The sequence below is a fragment of the Flavobacterium ichthyis genome, assembly GCF_009915155.1.
Lineage (GTDB): Bacteria > Bacteroidota > Bacteroidia > Flavobacteriales > Flavobacteriaceae > Flavobacterium > Flavobacterium ichthyis.
Genome location: NZ_JAABLM010000007.1, coordinates 12,427 through 28,397, shown reverse-complemented (window position 1 = coordinate 28,397; position 15,971 = coordinate 12,427). Strand labels below are relative to the sequence as shown.

15 protein-coding genes and 1 tRNA gene are annotated in these 15,971 nt (G+C 35.5%); 10 read left to right on the top strand and 6 right to left on the bottom strand.

Annotation, left to right across the window (positions count from 1 at the left end; translation table 11 throughout):
- Positions 1-68 precede the first annotated feature (68 nt).
- Positions 69-1,865, bottom strand: coding sequence for a translation elongation factor 4 (lepA, locus tag GV828_RS06940; RefSeq protein WP_166536760.1), 1,797 nt, complete (start codon positions 1,863-1,865; stop codon positions 69-71).
- Positions 1,866-2,246: 381 nt separating this feature from the next.
- Here lepA and GV828_RS06935 point away from each other — a divergent pair, with 381 nt between their 5' ends.
- From GV828_RS06935 to dusB, 3 genes are all read left to right on the top strand, one after another.
- Positions 2,247-3,815, top strand: coding sequence for a L,D-transpeptidase family protein (locus GV828_RS06935; protein WP_166536759.1), 1,569 nt, complete (start codon positions 2,247-2,249; stop codon positions 3,813-3,815).
- Between the two features lie 103 nt (positions 3,816-3,918).
- On the top strand, positions 3,919-4,368 hold the full coding sequence (locus GV828_RS06930) for a response regulator (RefSeq protein ID WP_166536758.1): 450 nt from the start codon (positions 3,919-3,921) through the stop codon (positions 4,366-4,368).
- A 45-nt stretch (positions 4,369-4,413) separates the two neighbouring features.
- Complete coding sequence (gene dusB, locus GV828_RS06925; protein WP_166536757.1) at positions 4,414-5,406, top strand: tRNA dihydrouridine synthase DusB; 993 nt, start codon at positions 4,414-4,416, stop codon at positions 5,404-5,406.
- Positions 5,407-5,682: 276 nt separating this feature from the next.
- Here dusB and GV828_RS06920 read toward each other — a convergent pair whose 3' ends face one another.
- From GV828_RS06920 to rbfA, 3 genes are all read right to left on the bottom strand, one after another.
- Positions 5,683-7,107, bottom strand: a complete 1,425-nt coding sequence (locus tag GV828_RS06920; protein WP_166536756.1) for an MATE family efflux transporter — start codon at positions 7,105-7,107, stop codon at positions 5,683-5,685.
- Between the two features lie 77 nt (positions 7,108-7,184).
- Positions 7,185-8,387 (bottom strand): ABC transporter permease, encoded by a 1,203-nt coding sequence (locus tag GV828_RS06915; protein ID WP_166536755.1) that lies wholly within the window; start codon positions 8,385-8,387, stop codon positions 7,185-7,187.
- 1 nt (position 8,388) lies between these two features.
- Positions 8,389-8,781, bottom strand: coding sequence for a 30S ribosome-binding factor RbfA (rbfA, locus tag GV828_RS06910; RefSeq protein ID WP_166536754.1), 393 nt, complete (start codon positions 8,779-8,781; stop codon positions 8,389-8,391).
- Positions 8,782-9,043: 262 nt separating this feature from the next.
- Here rbfA and mce point away from each other — a divergent pair, with 262 nt between their 5' ends.
- Both mce and GV828_RS06900 read left to right on the top strand, forming a co-directional pair.
- Complete coding sequence (mce, locus tag GV828_RS06905; protein ID WP_166536753.1) at positions 9,044-9,445, top strand: methylmalonyl-CoA epimerase; 402 nt, start codon at positions 9,044-9,046, stop codon at positions 9,443-9,445.
- An 81-nt stretch (positions 9,446-9,526) separates the two neighbouring features.
- Positions 9,527-9,600, top strand: a tRNA-Ile gene (locus tag GV828_RS06900).
- 98 nt (positions 9,601-9,698) lie between these two features.
- Here the strand turns inward: GV828_RS06900 and GV828_RS06895 are convergent.
- On the bottom strand, positions 9,699-10,658 hold the full coding sequence (locus GV828_RS06895; protein ID WP_166536752.1) for a bestrophin family protein: 960 nt from the start codon (positions 10,656-10,658) through the stop codon (positions 9,699-9,701).
- A gap of 290 nt (positions 10,659-10,948) precedes the next feature.
- Between GV828_RS06895 and GV828_RS06890 the strand changes: the two genes are divergently transcribed.
- The 3 genes from GV828_RS06890 to GV828_RS06880 all read left to right on the top strand — a co-directional run bounded on the left by GV828_RS06890 (position 10,949) and on the right by GV828_RS06880 (position 13,624).
- Positions 10,949-12,421, top strand: a complete 1,473-nt coding sequence (locus GV828_RS06890; protein WP_166536751.1) for a tetratricopeptide repeat protein — start codon at positions 10,949-10,951, stop codon at positions 12,419-12,421.
- 214 nt (positions 12,422-12,635) lie between these two features.
- The gene (aqpZ, locus tag GV828_RS06885; RefSeq protein ID WP_166536886.1) at positions 12,636-13,328 is read left to right on the top strand and encodes an aquaporin Z; all 693 of its coding nucleotides are present in this window, start codon (positions 12,636-12,638) and stop codon (positions 13,326-13,328) included.
- 92 nt (positions 13,329-13,420) lie between these two features.
- Positions 13,421-13,624 (top strand): hypothetical protein, encoded by a 204-nt coding sequence (locus tag GV828_RS06880; protein WP_166536750.1) that lies wholly within the window; start codon positions 13,421-13,423, stop codon positions 13,622-13,624.
- A 7-nt stretch (positions 13,625-13,631) separates the two neighbouring features.
- Here the strand turns inward: GV828_RS06880 and GV828_RS06875 are convergent, their stop codons facing one another.
- Positions 13,632-14,222 (bottom strand): riboflavin synthase, encoded by a 591-nt coding sequence (locus GV828_RS06875; RefSeq protein WP_166536749.1) that lies wholly within the window; start codon positions 14,220-14,222, stop codon positions 13,632-13,634.
- A 60-nt stretch (positions 14,223-14,282) separates the two neighbouring features.
- Between GV828_RS06875 and pdxA the strand changes: the two genes are divergently transcribed.
- Together pdxA and GV828_RS06865 are read left to right on the top strand one after the other, a co-directional pair.
- Positions 14,283-15,329, top strand: coding sequence for a 4-hydroxythreonine-4-phosphate dehydrogenase PdxA (gene pdxA, locus GV828_RS06870; RefSeq protein WP_166536748.1), 1,047 nt, complete (start codon positions 14,283-14,285; stop codon positions 15,327-15,329).
- A gap of 95 nt (positions 15,330-15,424) precedes the next feature.
- Entirely contained in the window at positions 15,425-15,964 is a 540-nt protein-coding gene (locus GV828_RS06865; RefSeq protein ID WP_166536747.1) for a YceD family protein, read from the top strand.
- Positions 15,965-15,971 lie beyond the last annotated feature (7 nt).

Sequence of the window (15,971 nt, the reverse complement as noted above, 5' to 3'; positions counted from 1 at the left end):
AAACCTCAATAACTTCCGCTATCAAGGTTTTCAGTATTTTTTTAATTCTCCCTTTGGGGATTAGGGGGCTAATCATTCAACTTCAAAACAGCCATAAACGCTTCTTGAGGAATTTCTACGTTTCCAACTTGGCGCATACGTTTTTTACCTTTTTTCTGTTTTTCAAGAAGTTTACGTTTACGAGAAATATCACCACCATAACATTTTGCAGTAACATCTTTACGCAATGCTTTGATGGTTTCACGTGCAATAATTTTAGCACCAATTGCCGCCTGAATAGGAATATCAAATTGCTGTCTTGGGATTAATTCACGTAGTTTTTCACACATTTTTTTACCTATGTTATACGCGTTGTCTTCGTGTATCAAAGCCGAAAGCGCATCAACCGATTGTGCATTCAATAAAACGTCTAATTTCACCAATTTGGAAGTTCTCATTCCAATTGGCGAGTAATCAAACGAGGCATAACCTTTGGAAACCGTTTTTAATCTATCATAAAAATCGAATACAATTTCCGCCAAAGGCATGTCAAAATTCAACTCAACTCTTTCGGTAGTCAAATAGGTTTGGTTAGTTATAATTCCACGTTTTTCAATACACAAACTCATTACGTTACCCACGAAATCCGATTTGGTAATAATCGTTGCTTTGATATAAGGTTCTTCTACTCGATCTAATTTTGAAGGTTCAGGCAAATCCGATGGATTGTTTACCACAATAGCCGTTTCGGGTTCTTTTTTGGTATATGCCAAATAAGAAACGTTAGGAACAGTTGTGATAACGGTCATGTCAAATTCACGCTCCAATCGTTCTTGAATAATTTCCAAATGCAACATTCCTAAGAAACCACAACGGAAACCAAATCCAAGTGCGGCAGAACTTTCAGCAGCAAAAACTAACGAAGCATCGTTCAATTGCAATTTTTCCATCGACGCACGCAAATCCTCAAAATCTTCGGTGTCAACTGGATAAATTCCGGCAAAAACCATTGGTTTTACGTTCTCAAAACCAGTAATCATATTGGTTGTTGGTGTTTTGGCATCGGTAATCGTGTCACCCACTTTTACTTCTTTTGCTTCTTTAATTCCTGAGATTAAATAACCAACATCACCAGTAGAAATTACATTTTTTGGAACTTGATTTAATTTCAAAGTTCCCACTTCATCGGCAAAATATTCATTGCCAGTTGCCATGAATTTAATCTTTTGCCCTTTTTTAATTTCTCCATTTTTCACACGGAAAATAACTTCAATGCCACGAAACGGATTGTAATGCGAGTCAAAAATCAAAGCTTGTAAAGGTTCTTCCACATTTCCTTTTGGTGCCGGAACTTTTTCGATAATGGCTTCCAAAATTTTATCCACACCAAAACCGGTTTTCCCAGAAGCGTGAATAATATCTTCCAATTTACATCCTAATAAATCAATAATATCATCACTAACTTCTTCTGGATTTGCACTTGGTAAGTCTACTTTATTCAAAACCGGAATAATTTCCAAGTCATTTTCTAAAGCCAAATACAAATTGGAAATCGTTTGTGCCTGAATACTTTGCGCCGCATCAACAATCAATAATGCACCTTCACAAGCCGCAATAGAACGTGAAACTTCATACGAAAAATCCACATGTCCAGGCGTATCAATCAAATTCAGAATATATTTTTCGCCTTTATAGGTATATTCCATTTGAATCGCATGACTTTTTATGGTAATTCCACGTTCACGTTCCAAATCCATGTTGTCAAGCAATTGCGCTTTTTCTTCACGAGCGGTAACAGTTTGCGTAGCACCAAGCAATCTGTCGGCAAGTGTACTTTTTCCGTGGTCAATATGTGCAATTATGCAAAAATTTCTAATATTTTTCATCTCTATCCAATTATTTTTTCCGCATTTTTCCCTGCTACAATTTTTTTTTGGCGTGTCCTTTCAGGTCGGGCTTTCCCTACAATCTTTTGTTTAGGTCTTTCCGCTACCGCTACAATCCCAGAAACAAAAGGATTTTCGTACAATCCCTCACGCAATCCCGAAGTTCAAAACTGCTTCCTCGACAAAAAATTTTCGCTCAGCACCATTTGTTTAAATGGTACGGAATTAATCGGCAAATATAGTTTTTTACACAATAACTTGAAACACAATTTTTCAAACTCTAAAACCCTTCAAATACCAAAAGTAAATTGTTAAAACCGCATTAAAAAAATAGGCTTTTTCGCAACAAATTCAGTAAATTTAATACAAACTAATAATGCTATGAAAAACACAATTCTAACCCTAATCTTCATTGTCTCTTTAAATACAATAGTAACCTCGTGTAAGAAAAAAGAAAATGATTTATCTGATATAGAAATGCGAGATGAAAATAAAACCATCGCTTTCGACAGTACAAAAATGGCTGATTTTTTCAACAAATTTCCCAAATTTAAAGAGTTTCAGCCAGACATTAATGAACTCTACAAGAAATACAATCATCATTTTATTTGGTACGATAAAGACGGAATGGTTGAATTTGCCGAAGCACTTTTTAACCGAACCAATCAAATTGGGGCTGATGGGGTTGTGGCAAAACTTCCATACAAGTCGGAAATTAATAATTTATTCTTTGACAATCGAGGTGAAAAACCAGAATTAACATCAGAGTTACTCATTTCATCAATGTATTTTTTTTATGCTAAAAATGTATTGCAAGGAGTTGAAACCAGTCAAAGTAAACAAACCGGATGGTATTTGCCACGCGAAAAATTAAATTACGTAGCATACTTAGATACCTTGATGAAAGACCCAAATCGGTTAAACCAAGATAAGACCGAATTACTTCCTATGTATTACAACCTAAAAAAAGGACTCAACAAATACCAAAAAATTAAAAAACAAGGCGGTTGGGGCACCATTATTTTACCCGAAGGAATCAAAACGTTGAAAATAGGCGATAGCTCGAGCGTCATTGCGCAAGTTCGTAAACGATTGTTCCTTTCTGGTGATTTAAAAAATAATTCTAACAAGAATGTATTTGACAAAGAATTACAATCGGCAATCGTTAATTACGAAATTCGCAATAACCAAAATGCGGATAGTATTATCACCAAGTCGCTTATAGAGGACTTAAATGTATCTGTTGACGATCGGATTAAAACCATAGTTGTAAATATGGAGCGTTGCCGCTGGATACCCGTGGAAAATTTTAAAAAGAACGAGTTCATTGCTGTAAATATTCCCTCGTATCGGGTACGATATATTAAAGATAGCAAAGTGCGACTTGAAAGTAATGTAGTAGTAGGTAAGGAGATGAATAAAACCGTAGTCTTTAGCGGTGAAATGAGCTATTTGGTTTTTAGTCCTTATTGGAATATTCCCAGAAGCATTGTAGAAAAAGAAATCAAACCTGGAATTGCCAAAAACAGTAATTACCTGGCAGAACACAATATGGAATACAATGGTAACAACATCCGCCAAAAACCAGGACCCCGAAATTCTTTAGGTTTGGTAAAATTTATGTTCCCAAATTCTAACAACATTTATCTTCATGATACACCAGCCAAAAGTTTATTCAATAAAGAAGAAAGAGCTTTAAGTCACGGATGCGTTCGGGTAGAAAAAGCGAAAGAATTGGCAATTGCTATTTTGGAAGATGATAAAAATTGGAACGAAAATAAAATTGACCAAGCCATGAAATCAGGAACTGAAAAGCATTACACACTAAAAAGGAAAATCCCGGTTTACATTGCTTATTTTACTGCTGCTGCAGACGAAAACGGCAACGTAAGTTTCTTTAAAGATGTTTACAAGCGAGACGATAGATTGTATGGTTTAATTTACAAATAAAATTTAACAATGACTGATGTTTCCAATCAGTCTTTTTTTTTGCTTTTTAGCGCCATCATTGAATCAGATTACATACTTTTACAATCCCAAATATACCACCACCATGTCGCAATCGCAATTGCAAGTTATTCTTATTGATGATGATCGAGAAGAGCATTTTTTATTTCGCGAAGCTTTAGCAGAAATCGCAAACGATGTTCACTTTGTTTCCTATGCAGATCCTTCCCAACTTTTTCATCACTTACAAAATGATGAACTGGACAAACCTGATATTATATTTCTCGATTTAAACATGCCACAAATTAATGGAATAGAATGTTTGGAACGTATTAGGCAAAATCAGCAACTAAATAATGTCAAAGTGGTTATTTACTCAACGTCAAAAACAAAAAATGATATCCACAATTGTTTTTTAAAAGGAGCTGATTTATACGTATCAAAACCCAATAGTTTTTCGGACTTAGGGCAAATGTTCCAGCGTGTTTTTGCTACAAACTGGACCTGGTTACGCCAAAACCGTTCGCCTCAAAATTTTCACACCACCCTTAAATAAAAATATAAGTCAAAAAAATTGTAATTTTGCACCAAAATCAAGAAGATGGTCAAGATTGGCAAGATAGAATTACCCGAACATCCACTTTTATTGGCTCCAATGGAAGATGTTTCTGATCCGCCGTTTCGCAGATTATGCAAACTTCACGGTGCTGATATGATGTACAGCGAATTTATTTCGTCGGAAGGATTAATTCGTGATGCCATGAAAAGCCGTCAAAAATTGGATATTTTTGATTATGAACGTCCTGTAGGAATCCAAATTTTTGGAGGAGACGAAGAAGCCATGGCACTTTCCGCAAAAATTGTAGAAACCGTTCAACCTGATTTGGTAGATATTAATTTTGGTTGTCCCGTAAAAAAAGTAGTTTGCAAAGGAGCTGGAGCAGGCGTTTTAAAAGATGTTGATTTGATGATTCGTCTTACAAAAGCCGTTATCCGAAGCACAAATTTGCCGGTTACGGTCAAAACTCGTTTAGGTTGGGACGAAAATTCTATTAATATTGATGAAGTTGCTGAACGCTTACAAGATATTGGTGTTCAGGCATTAACGGTTCATGCCAGAACGCGAGCTCAGATGTACAAAGGCCATTCGGATTGGACACATATCGAACGCATCAAAAATAATCCACGAATCTCAATGCCTATTTTTGGAAACGGAGATATTGATTCTCCGGAAAAAGCGTTGGAATACAAAAACCGATTTGGTTTAGACGGCATGATGATTGGTCGTGCGGCAATTGGTTATCCGTGGATTTTTGACGAAATCAAACATTATTTTAAAACCGGTCAAAAACTACCACCTCCAACCATGCAAGCACGGGTTGAAGCCGCCAGAAATCACCTCACCTGGTCGATGGAATGGAAAGGCGAACGTCTCGGAATTGTAGAAATGCGTCGTCATTACACCAATTATTTTAAAGGAATTCCAGGTTTTAAAGAATACAAACAAAAATTAGTTACCACTGACGATGTTGAAGGTTTGTACCAAACTTTTGAAGAAATTACTGAGGTTTACAGTAACTTTCAGTTTGTGTAGGGTTTAGTTTTAAAGTTTCAAAGTTTCAAAGTTTCAGAGTTTCAAAACTTTCAATGTCCTTATATGCCTTTTATGGTATATTGCTAAATGTTTCTTTACTTGTTAATGTTGGAAAAAGTTTTAAAACTTAGTTTAAAAAATGCCTGAAGTTTTTTTTTTAGCCCTGATGGAAGCGGAAATCCTGCAATTTGGCATTTTTTGAAAATGGCAAATGCAGATTGAAGCGAACAGCAGGAATTTCGATTAAAAAATGCCAGATGTTTGGCTCCAAAAAAACTAAACCTGAACCGTTTTCCATTTTCCTTTTTTAAACAAAATATATCCGGTTATCGTAATCGCGGTTTCTGCTACCGGAATGGCAATGAAAACGCCAGTTGGACCAAGCTGCACCACTTTTGCCAAAAAATAAGCCAGCGGAATTTGGAACAACCAAAACCCGAAAAAATTGATCCAAGTTGGCGTCCAAGTATCGCCAGCTCCGTTAAACGTGGCAATCATCACCATCCCAATTCCGTAAAAAATGTAGCCCAAACTCATGATTCGAATCGCTTCAACGGCAATGGTTCGAACTTCGGCATCATTGGTAAAAAAACCAGAAATATAAGGTGCAAAAAGCAATGTAATGATCATGATGGAAGCCATAAAAATCACATTGTATTTGGTGGTTTGCATCACTGATTTTACCGCTCGATCTACTTGTTTAGCGCCTAAATTTTGTCCTACTAAAGTACTGGCGGCATTGCTCAATCCCCAAGCCGGAAGAATAAAAAACATCATGATTCTCAATGCGGTTTGATACCCAGCACTTCCTTCGTCACCTCCGGTTGTGGCTACTAAGTTGGCGAGAAAAATCCAGCTACAAGACGCAATCACAAATTGCATAATCGCTGGAGCGGCAATTTTTATGATTGCTTTAATTTGTTTAAAATGTGGCGAAAAGTGGGAAAAATTTATTTTTAAAATGCCTTGTCCATTGAACAAATGCCAAGCCTGATATAAAACGCCAATGCTTCTTCCAGTAGTAGTAGCAATCGCAGCTCCTGTTAAACCGAAGCCTTCAAACGAGCCAATTCCAGAAATTAAAACAGGACATAAAATGATATTAAAGCCATTGGCAATCATTAAACTTTTCATGGCTATTGCAGCGTTTCCGGCTCCACGAAAAATTCCGTTGATTAAAAAAAGCAAAACTACTGACGAACTTCCCGCCATCATGATTTGTATAAATTTGGTACCATGAAGAGCAGCTTCAGGCGAAGCTCCCATTAATTGTAAAATGTCGGTTGCATAAATTACCCCAAAAAAACTGATGGGCAAATTAATAACAAGTGCAATCATCACGGCTTGCATTCCGGATCTTGCGGCACGGGTAGAATCTTTTTCGCCAATTCGTCGGGCAACAACGGCAGTTGCCGCCATGCTTAAACCTATGGCAATGGAATAAATTATGGTTAAAACCGACTCTGTTAAACCTACGGTTTGAATCGCGAAACTGCTATTTTCAAGATGACCTACAAAGTACAAATCGACTAAGGCAAAAACGGATTCCATCATCATTTCCAAAACCATTGGAATGGCTAATAAAATGACGGCTTTGCGAATGTTTCCAGAAGTATAATCAAAGTGGGCTTCGCCAAAAAGTGACTGTTTGGTAACCGAAATAATTCGGGATAAAAAGTTGGGTTTTGGCGTGGTTTCCATACTGTAAAAAGCTTTCTAATTTAACCGAAGAAAGTTTTCAAAATTAGACTTTTTGCCAATATGTTTTTTGGAAAAATTTACTCGAGCAATTTTTTGGTCACCCTGCTCGAAGCAATCCAAGATGAAATAAATCCGAGCGTGAAAATGGTGGCAATTACAATCAATAAATTTTCGAGGTTGAAAACAATAGGGTAGGCCAAAGTTTCAGTAATCATTACCAACAAAAATTCCTGCTGAAGTAATACGATAATAATACCTAAAATTAAACCGATAATACCGCCAACTACTGTTAGAATTACCCCTTGGAGCATAAAAATTCGGCGAAGTGATTTTACTTCAACCCCTAAACTGTACAAGGTTTTAAGATTGTTTTTTTTATCAATAATGAGCATGATGATTGCGCCAGCAAGCGTGAAAAGGGTGAGGATAATTACTAATGTAAAGATGAGGTATAAAACAGTTTGTTCTGTATTGAGCATTTTGTACAACGAATCGTTCAGTTGTGCACGATTTTTTAACGTAATTTTTCCAGAGAAAATTTTATCGAGTGCTGTTCGGATTTTCGCCTCATCGGCATCAGCACTAATGCTTAATTCTAACGCCGAAACTTGATTTTTGTCAAATTGGAGTAAATTTTGCGTAAGCGCTAAATCACAAAAAACATATTTGTCATCAAGTTCTTCATTAACAGCAAAAATTCCCACCGGAATAATTTGGGAGGTTGTAAATGCTTGCTCGGGATTACTGCTAATCGGACCTTTTCCGGGTTTTGGTACATAAACTTCCAGCGGACTCGTGAAACCCATTAAGCCCAAAGAAAGTTTGTGGGCAATGCCGTAACCTACTACCACTTGAGGCGTTCCATGCTCGAGCCAATCGCCACGATGCATACTTTTTTGCACGTTATTTACTTTTTCAAAAACGCTGTCAACGCCTTTGAGATACGTGACCACTTCTTTTTCTTCGTATAAAAAAAGCACGCGTTCTTCGATCACTTTCGTGAAGTTTTCTACACCATCAATGGCTTTGATTTGTTTTTGTTGCGCTTCCGAAACCATGAAAGATTTGCCTTTGGTCGGAAAAATTTTTAAATCCGGATCAAAATCATTCGAAAACGACAAACTAAAATCGCGCAAACCCGAAAAAACCGAAAGCACTACGAAAAGCGCACAAGCTCCCACAATAATTCCTGCCGAAGCAATGCCCGTTATGATATTGATGGCGCTACTTTTGCTAAAACTAATCGTGTACCGTTTGGCGATGTAGAACGGGAAATTCAAATTAAGATTTTTTTCTTTTTTCTAACAAATCCGGGTTCTCAATTGGGTTTTCTTCACCTGTCAAAGCCTTGTCAATCTTCGCAATATAATCGAGCGAATCGTCAATGTAAAAATTTAAATTTGGCACTTTTCGCAATTGCAATTTCACACGTTGAGACAAATCGTGCTTAATCAAAGGCGTGTTGGTGCGGATTGCAGCCAAAAGCTCAGGACCTTTTTCCGGCGGGAAAATACTCAAATACACCTGCGCAATCGACAAATCGGTCGTTACACTCACTTTCGAAACCGAAATCACCAAGTTCGAAATATTATTTTTTCGCACCTCACCCTGCAAAATATCTACCAAATCTTTTTGGAGAACGCTCCCTATTTTTTTCTGTCTATTAGTTTCCATACTGCAAAAATACGCTTTTTACCCCGAAACTCTAAAAACCAAAAGTTTGAAAACGTTATAAAAAATTAATTTTATATTTGTTTTTGAATTTGAAGCCTCCCGAAGCATCGGGATTAGGTATTTTTTTTATAAGTATTTCCCTCTTTCTGCACCATTTTTATTTCGTTATTGCTACATATAAAGATAGTTGCTACTCCCGAAACTTCGGGACGGGGCTAAGAGAAAAACTTCAGGCTTCTATTAAACGCTTCAATCCCAACAAATGAACAAAATAGAACACATTGGCATTGCCGTAAAAAATCTCCAAGATTCCGAAATAATTTTTGAAAAACTACTTGGCGTTCCCGCTTACAAAACCGAAGAAGTCGTAAGCGAAGGCGTGAAAACTTTATTTTTTCAAAACGGCCCCAATAAAATTGAACTGCTTGAAGCGACCAATCCCGACAGCCCGATTGCCAAATTTCTCGACAAAAAGGGAGAAGGCATTCATCACATTGCCTTTGATGTTACCGATATTGTTACCGAAATTAACCGATTAAAAAATGAAGGATTTACCGTTTTAAACGAAACCCCCAAAAAAGGTGCCGATAATAAATTAGTCGCTTTCCTGCATCCAAAGGGTACCAATGGCGTTTTGGTAGAACTTTGCCAGGAAATAAAATAGGCGAAAATAATTTTGCAACGCAAATAAAATTATAGTAATATTGCAACCTTAAATAAATTGCTTTCAAAGAGGCATTTTATTGGTCCTATAGCTCAGTTGGTTAGAGCACCTGACTCATAATCAGGTGGTCCTTGGTTCGAGCCCAAGTGGGACCACTTTTTTAGAATTATAAAGCCTTGCAGAAATGTGAGGCTTTTTTATAAAACACACACAGTTAAATATAGCCATTTATTATTTTAGTGTTAGAGGATTATTACATAATCACACCTAAATTTGCTTTCGGCTTAATTGGTAAGTCTTCGTCTCCATACATTTCTTTGATATTTTCTTCAATTGTTAAGCTAATTGATGTAAGTGATACATCGTCCATGCGGTTTTCAAACGGATCTTCGGTTCTTTCGCCCACATAATCTAGCGCTAAGAATACAAAATTGATTAAAACTGAAAGTGGAATGTTTATCCATCCTAACTCTTCAATAAATGCAAACGGTATTAGTGTACCATGAATGGTAACGAAAACACGGGAGAAAAAACTGTAAGGTCTTGGTAGAGGCGTATTTTTAATACGTTCACTCATGCCTTGATGATTTTGGAATTCTCCTAAAGTTTCACTTAATTTTACAAAACGGTAATCCGTAATCCAACCCTTTTCAACTGCTTCTTTAATATCATCACCTTGTAATTTCATTAAAAAATTCGGTGGGTTTTGTTTAGTTAAAAATTCTGCGTATTCTTCTTCGCTAATGAATTTTTTAATATCGGCATAGCCGTTACTTACTTCAATGATTTCCCGAACATTGTTGTCGTTATATTCTTTTCGCTGGCGTAAAAACACCCGCAAAGCATGGACGAACGCTATATGACGGTATAATAATCTGTTTTGTAATTCAATGGTTTTTAGATAATCTTCAGGATTTTTTGGAGTAATCATAGTGATTACCTCTCTAGCCCAAACGCGACTGAAATTTACTAATAATCCCCATATTTTTCTGGCTTCCCACCATCTATCGTAAGCATTATTATTTTTAAAACCTAAATAAATTGCTAGTGCTGTGCTCAACGTTGCTACACCGTTAAAAGGAATACTTAGAAAGGATAGGTTAAATTTTGCGTGTAGAACATATACCGCAACTGATAATAATATAAAATATAACAGTTTAAATCGGGTGTAATAAATAATATGTTTCCAGTTTAATTTTCGTGATACTATCATAGCTGAAATTTCTTATACCAATTTAAAAAAAAATGAAGAAATTTCTGCTCGTAAATTTAAATTTGTCTAAAAGTTTTGTTTTAAAAATTCGATGATAGAACAATATGTAAGATTATATATCAAAATATATAAAGATAATTGATAATACTGGTTTGTTATAAATTATGTTCTGGCTTTTTAAGAAAAATATGTTAATTGTTCAAAACGTGACGTTTTAGTGAATTGAATTGATAATTTTTTTAATTTTGCGCACCCCAATGTTATAAATATGTTTACATCGAATCATTAAGATGCAAAATTCTTTCATAACATTTCTCATTACTTTCCTATCAGCCTTTGTTGGGGCTTTTGGGCAGGTTTCGCAAGAAAAATATGTAGATAGTCTCTTGACTACTGCTGAAAAGCTACCTCCTTCAAATACATTTGAAATACTAGAATTAGGTTTAAAGGCTTACGGCGAAGCCAAAAAAGCAAACCTTAAGAAACAAATGGCCGCCGGACTCATCATAGCTGGTAAGCAAGAAGTTCACACCAAGAATCTTTTTTTAGCCGAAAAACACGCAGACGAAGCAATTATTATAGGTGTCTCAATTGAAAACTATCAAATCATATCAGATGCCTATCGTTTAAAAGGCTTGGTTTTAGGTGAAACAGGAAAATTTGTAGATAGTAGAATATTTTTTCATGAAAGTTTAAAATTTGCAAAAAAAATTGCCGACGAAGAATTGAGGCGTTCAAGACTAGGAATTATTTATAATGACTTGGCGTATAATTTCGACCAGTACAATCATCAGCACGATTCGGTTGTAAAATATTACAAAATGGGTTTTGAGCAACTAAGTCAAATGAATTTGCACTACAATTTAAAGGCTAAAACCAAGTCGTTAGCATATTTAAATATTGGCAATGCATATTTAAAATTTCATAAACTTGATTCCGCTGTAATTTATCTCAATCAATCTCGTCAAATTGCTAGTGATGTTAGGCACAAAACGGTGGAAGCAGGTGCGATGGAAGCGTTAGGTAACGTCTATAGAATGGAGCGAGATTATGACAAAGCAATATTGATGTATCTTCAAGCAATACCAATTGCCCAAGAAATAAAAGACTGGAGATTATTAAAAAAATTATATTTCAACGTGTCCATGGCATACGATGAAAGTAGTGATCATGAAAATTCAAAGAAATATTTGAATGAATACATTGCCCTTGCCGATAGCATAGAAAATGGGGGTTATGAAACAGATAGTTTTATTTCGGAGAAATTGCAAGTGTTTAAATCGCGTGAAGGTTTTTTTAGAAAAGCTTTGGTTTTTGTATTGTTTTGTGTTGTATTTTTAGCTATAGTCTTCTATATTTTCCGCAAAAAAAATGCCACGAAAAATAGCGCTAAACATATAGTTAAACCCGTTTTCTCAGAGCGAAATGTTCTTACTCCAGATGATCATCAGCGTATTTTAAAAAACATTGTAAGCCTTGCAGAAAGAGACGACCCATCGTTTTTGCTTGTATTTCGAAAATCGTTTCCTAAATTTTTTGAGACTCTATTAAAACTTAATCCTGCACTTATAGCCTCAGAACAAAAATTATGTGCATTTGCTGTACTCAATTTCACCACTAAAGAGATTGCTGTTTACACAAATTCATCAGTTCGCGCAATTGAGGCAAAACGTTACCGACTTCGCAAAAAATTAAGTATACCTACTGAAGCTGATTTAAATCTTTGGCTGATAGATTTATTTGAAGCCGCAACAGTTGAATAAAATTGTAAGAAAATACTTAAATCTTTTTCTAAATTATTAAGTTATATAGAATTTTTGGTAGTGATTTTATGTATTTCGCTACGTAAAAAGCAACGTAATTATTATGTAATATGCCGTATTTACAAGATGTGTGTATTTGAGTAGCAAAAATTTTCCATATTTTTTAATTAGATAATTTCTTTGTTTAGATAAATTTTAAATCGATACAGAAATGATTAAAAAAGTAATTGCAGAATTTATTGGAACACTTTGGTTAGTGTTAGGTGGTTGTGGAAGTGCAGTTTTAGCTGCTGCATACCCAAATTTAGGAATTGGATTTGTAGGTGTTGCTTTAGCCTTTGGACTTACCGTTATTACAATGGCATATACCATCGGACGTATTTCAGGATGTCACCTAAATCCGGCAGTATCTGTTGGTTTATGGATTGCGGGTCGGTTTTCTAAGAAAGATTTACCTTTTTATATTTTAGCTCAAGTGTCAGGCGGTATTTTTGGTGCAGGAATTTTATACCTGATTGCCAGTGGTCATCCTGATTTTGCACTTGGAAATTTTGCCGCTAATGGCTTCAACGAGCATTCGCCAAATGGCTATGATGTTTATTCCGTTATGACGACTGAAGTAGTCATGACGTTTATATTCTTGCTTATTATTTTAGGAGCAACTCATGAATCAGCTCCTAAAGGTTTTGCAGGATTAGTAATAGGATTAGGATTAACTTTGATCCATTTAATTAGTATTCCAGTATCTAATACATCAGTAAATCCAGCACGTTCAACGAGTCAAGCCGTTTTTGTTGGCGGTTGGGCTTTAGAACAACTATGGTTGTTTTGGGTAGCGCCAATAGTTGGAGCAATATTAGCAGGATTATTTTATGAATACCTAAGCCGAAACCAACAAAATGCTTAAAGTAGTCTTTAGGTTAAATTTGATAGTAAATATTTTGTTAAATCAAAATTTTAATTACTTTTACGCCATCCAAAAAATAAATGTATAACTCAATGCCTGAAGGATTGTTTAGTTTTTTTATTAAAACCTATTTTGCTGCAGCGCCACCGGCAGACTTGCCTGCGCCAGAGCCGTTTGCGCCAAATCCTCCAGCATTATCTGTTGATAATTTGATGCCGATGCTTATATTAGGTGCTTTTACAATCACCTTTTTGGTAGTCAAGATATATAGAAAAAAAACATCAGCTTCAAGCTGATGTTTTTTTATTGACTTAAATGATGTAATCGACTGACATATTTACCAATCACATCAAATTCTAAATTCACTTCAGTACCTATTTTGAAATTTTTAAAATTTGTGTGTTCAAAAGTGTAAGGAATAATCGCTACCGAAAATTCATTTCTTTTAGAATTAACAACTGTTAAACTCACGCCGTTTACCGTAATTGATCCTTTTTCAATCGTAATGTTGCTAAATTTGGCATCATAAGTAAAGGTAAAAAGCCAACTACCATTTTGGCTTTCAATCGAAGCGCAAGTCGCTTTTTGATCCACATGACCTTGAACAAGATGGCCGTCAAGTCGGTCACCTAATTTCATAGCCCGTTCTAAATTGACAATGTCACCTACTACCCATGAACCAATGTTTGTCTTACTAATGGTTTCCTTAATAGCTGTAACAGAAAAATTTTCGTCACTAATATTAGTAACAGTTAGGCAAATTCCGTTATGAGCCACACTTTGATCTACTTTTAGCTCGCTAGAAAAATTAGACTTTATAGTCAAATGTAAGTTATCTTGCTCGCGAATAATTTCGGTCACGGTTCCGAGTGTTTCGATGATTCCGGTAAACATTTTGTTTTATTTTCTTAGATTTGCAGTTCAAAATTAAGCAATAAAGAGCAATTTGACGCGATGAAAAAAACAGAAAACATAATTGTAGGTATTTCAGTTGGGGATTTGAACGGAATTGGAAGCGAAATTATCCTTAAAACTTTTGAAGATCCGCAAATGCTGGAATTATGTACTCCGGTAATTTTTGCCAATGTAAAACTTTTTTCTTTTGCTAAAAAAGCCTTTGAAACTAGTGCACAACTTCATGGTATTGATGATTTAGACCAAATATTACCTGGGAGAATTAATGTACTCAATTTGTGGAAAGAAAATACAATTGTAGAATATGGAGTGGTAAATGAAATCTCTGGAAAATATGCCGTGAAATCTTTTGTTGCTGCAGTAGATGCTTTGAAAAATAATCTAATCGACGTTTTGGTAACCGCTCCAATCAATAAGAATAATGTACAATCCGAAGAATTCAAATTTCCAGGACACACAGATTATCTTAATCAAGAGATTGAAGGAGATGCTTTGATGTTAATGGTTCAGGATAACTTAAGAGTGGGATTATTAACAGATCATCTTCCGGTAAGTAACGTGGCAAAAGCTTTGACCGAAGCCTTAATTATCCAAAAAGTCACCACCGTTAAAAATACCTTAATAAAGGATTTTGGAGTTCGAAGACCTAAGATTGCCGTTCTAGGTCTGAATCCTCATTGCGGAGATGGTGGAGTCATCGGGAAAGAAGATGACGAAATTATCAAGCCAACCATTAAAAAAATGTTTGAAAAAGGCACATTAGTTTTTGGTCCTTATGCTGCCGATGGATTTTTTGGTAGTAACCAATACGAAAATTTTGATGCAGTAATTGCTACATATCATGATCAAGGGCTGATACCTTTCAAAACGCTTTCTTTTGGGAATGGTGTGAATTATACTGCTGGTTTAGCTAAAATTCGTACTTCGCCGGATCATGGAACCGCTCATGACATTGCAGGTAAAGGAATTGCAAATTTTAATTCATTTAGAGAAGCAGTTTATTTGGCAATTGATGTTTTTCGCTCAAGACTTGAGTATGAACAGATAAGCGAAAATCCCTTGAAAACAAAAGAAAAGCACTTATAAACAAAAAAATGTTGACAACCCTTTTGAAATTCTAATTATTTTATATCTTTGCACTCCCGTTCCAAGAATTGGAAAAAGGGCAAATTGTTGTTCAGATGAAAGTAAATAATGAATTTTTAATTCCATTTGCGGGATTAAAGTTGGGAAAACATCAGTTTGAATACCAAATAGATAAGAAGTTCTTTGAAGACTTTGGTTACGATGAATTTGAAGATTGTAATATAAAAGTCAATGTTGTTCTCGATAAAAAAAGCACTATGCTCGAAATTGGCTTTAAACATAAAGGGACAATTTATGTACCTTGTGATTTAACCAATGAAATGTTTGATTTACCAGTAAAGGGAAAAATCAACCTTATTGTTCAATTTGGAGAAGCTTTTAACGATGACAATGAAGAACTCCTGATTTTGCCACATGGCGAACATCAATTAGATATTTCACAATATATCTATGAAATGATTGCGCTTTCAGTTCCGGTAAAAAGAATACATCCCGGAGTGAAAGACGGCACGCTAAAAACCGATGCTTTGAACAAGTTAAACGAACTTCAAGTAAAAGGGGAAAAGCAAACTGATGAAACAAAAGAAACAGATCCACGATGGGATCAATTAAAAAAACTATTAACGGATAAATAATATAGTA

What these genes read in the sequence shown, in the direction of transcription:
- mce (WP_166536753.1), top strand. Translation starts at nt 9,044, where the DNA reads ATGAACAAAATAGAACACATTGGCATTGCCGTAAAAAATCTCCAAGAT.
- GV828_RS06920 (WP_166536756.1), bottom strand. Translation starts at nt 7,107, where the DNA reads ATGGAAACCACGCCAAAACCCAACTTTTTATCCCGAATTATTTCGGTT.
- GV828_RS06930 (WP_166536758.1), top strand. Translation starts at nt 3,919, where the DNA reads ATGTCGCAATCGCAATTGCAAGTTATTCTTATTGATGATGATCGAGAA.
- rbfA (WP_166536754.1), bottom strand. Translation starts at nt 8,781, where the DNA reads ATGGAAACTAATAGACAGAAAAAAATAGGGAGCGTTCTCCAAAAAGAT.
- dusB (WP_166536757.1), top strand. Translation starts at nt 4,414, where the DNA reads ATGGTCAAGATTGGCAAGATAGAATTACCCGAACATCCACTTTTATTG.
- GV828_RS06875 (WP_166536749.1), bottom strand. Translation starts at nt 14,222, where the DNA reads ATGTTTACCGGAATCATCGAAACACTCGGAACCGTGACCGAAATTATT.
- GV828_RS06895 (WP_166536752.1), bottom strand. Translation starts at nt 10,658, where the DNA reads ATGATAGTATCACGAAAATTAAACTGGAAACATATTATTTATTACACC.
- GV828_RS06890 (WP_166536751.1), top strand. Translation starts at nt 10,949, where the DNA reads ATGCAAAATTCTTTCATAACATTTCTCATTACTTTCCTATCAGCCTTT.
- GV828_RS06880 (WP_166536750.1), top strand. Translation starts at nt 13,421, where the DNA reads ATGCCTGAAGGATTGTTTAGTTTTTTTATTAAAACCTATTTTGCTGCA.
- pdxA (WP_166536748.1), top strand. Translation starts at nt 14,283, where the DNA reads ATGAAAAAAACAGAAAACATAATTGTAGGTATTTCAGTTGGGGATTTG.
- GV828_RS06865 (WP_166536747.1), top strand. Translation starts at nt 15,425, where the DNA reads ATGAAAGTAAATAATGAATTTTTAATTCCATTTGCGGGATTAAAGTTG.
- GV828_RS06935 (WP_166536759.1), top strand. Translation starts at nt 2,247, where the DNA reads ATGAAAAACACAATTCTAACCCTAATCTTCATTGTCTCTTTAAATACA.
- lepA (WP_166536760.1), bottom strand. Translation starts at nt 1,865, where the DNA reads ATGAAAAATATTAGAAATTTTTGCATAATTGCACATATTGACCACGGA.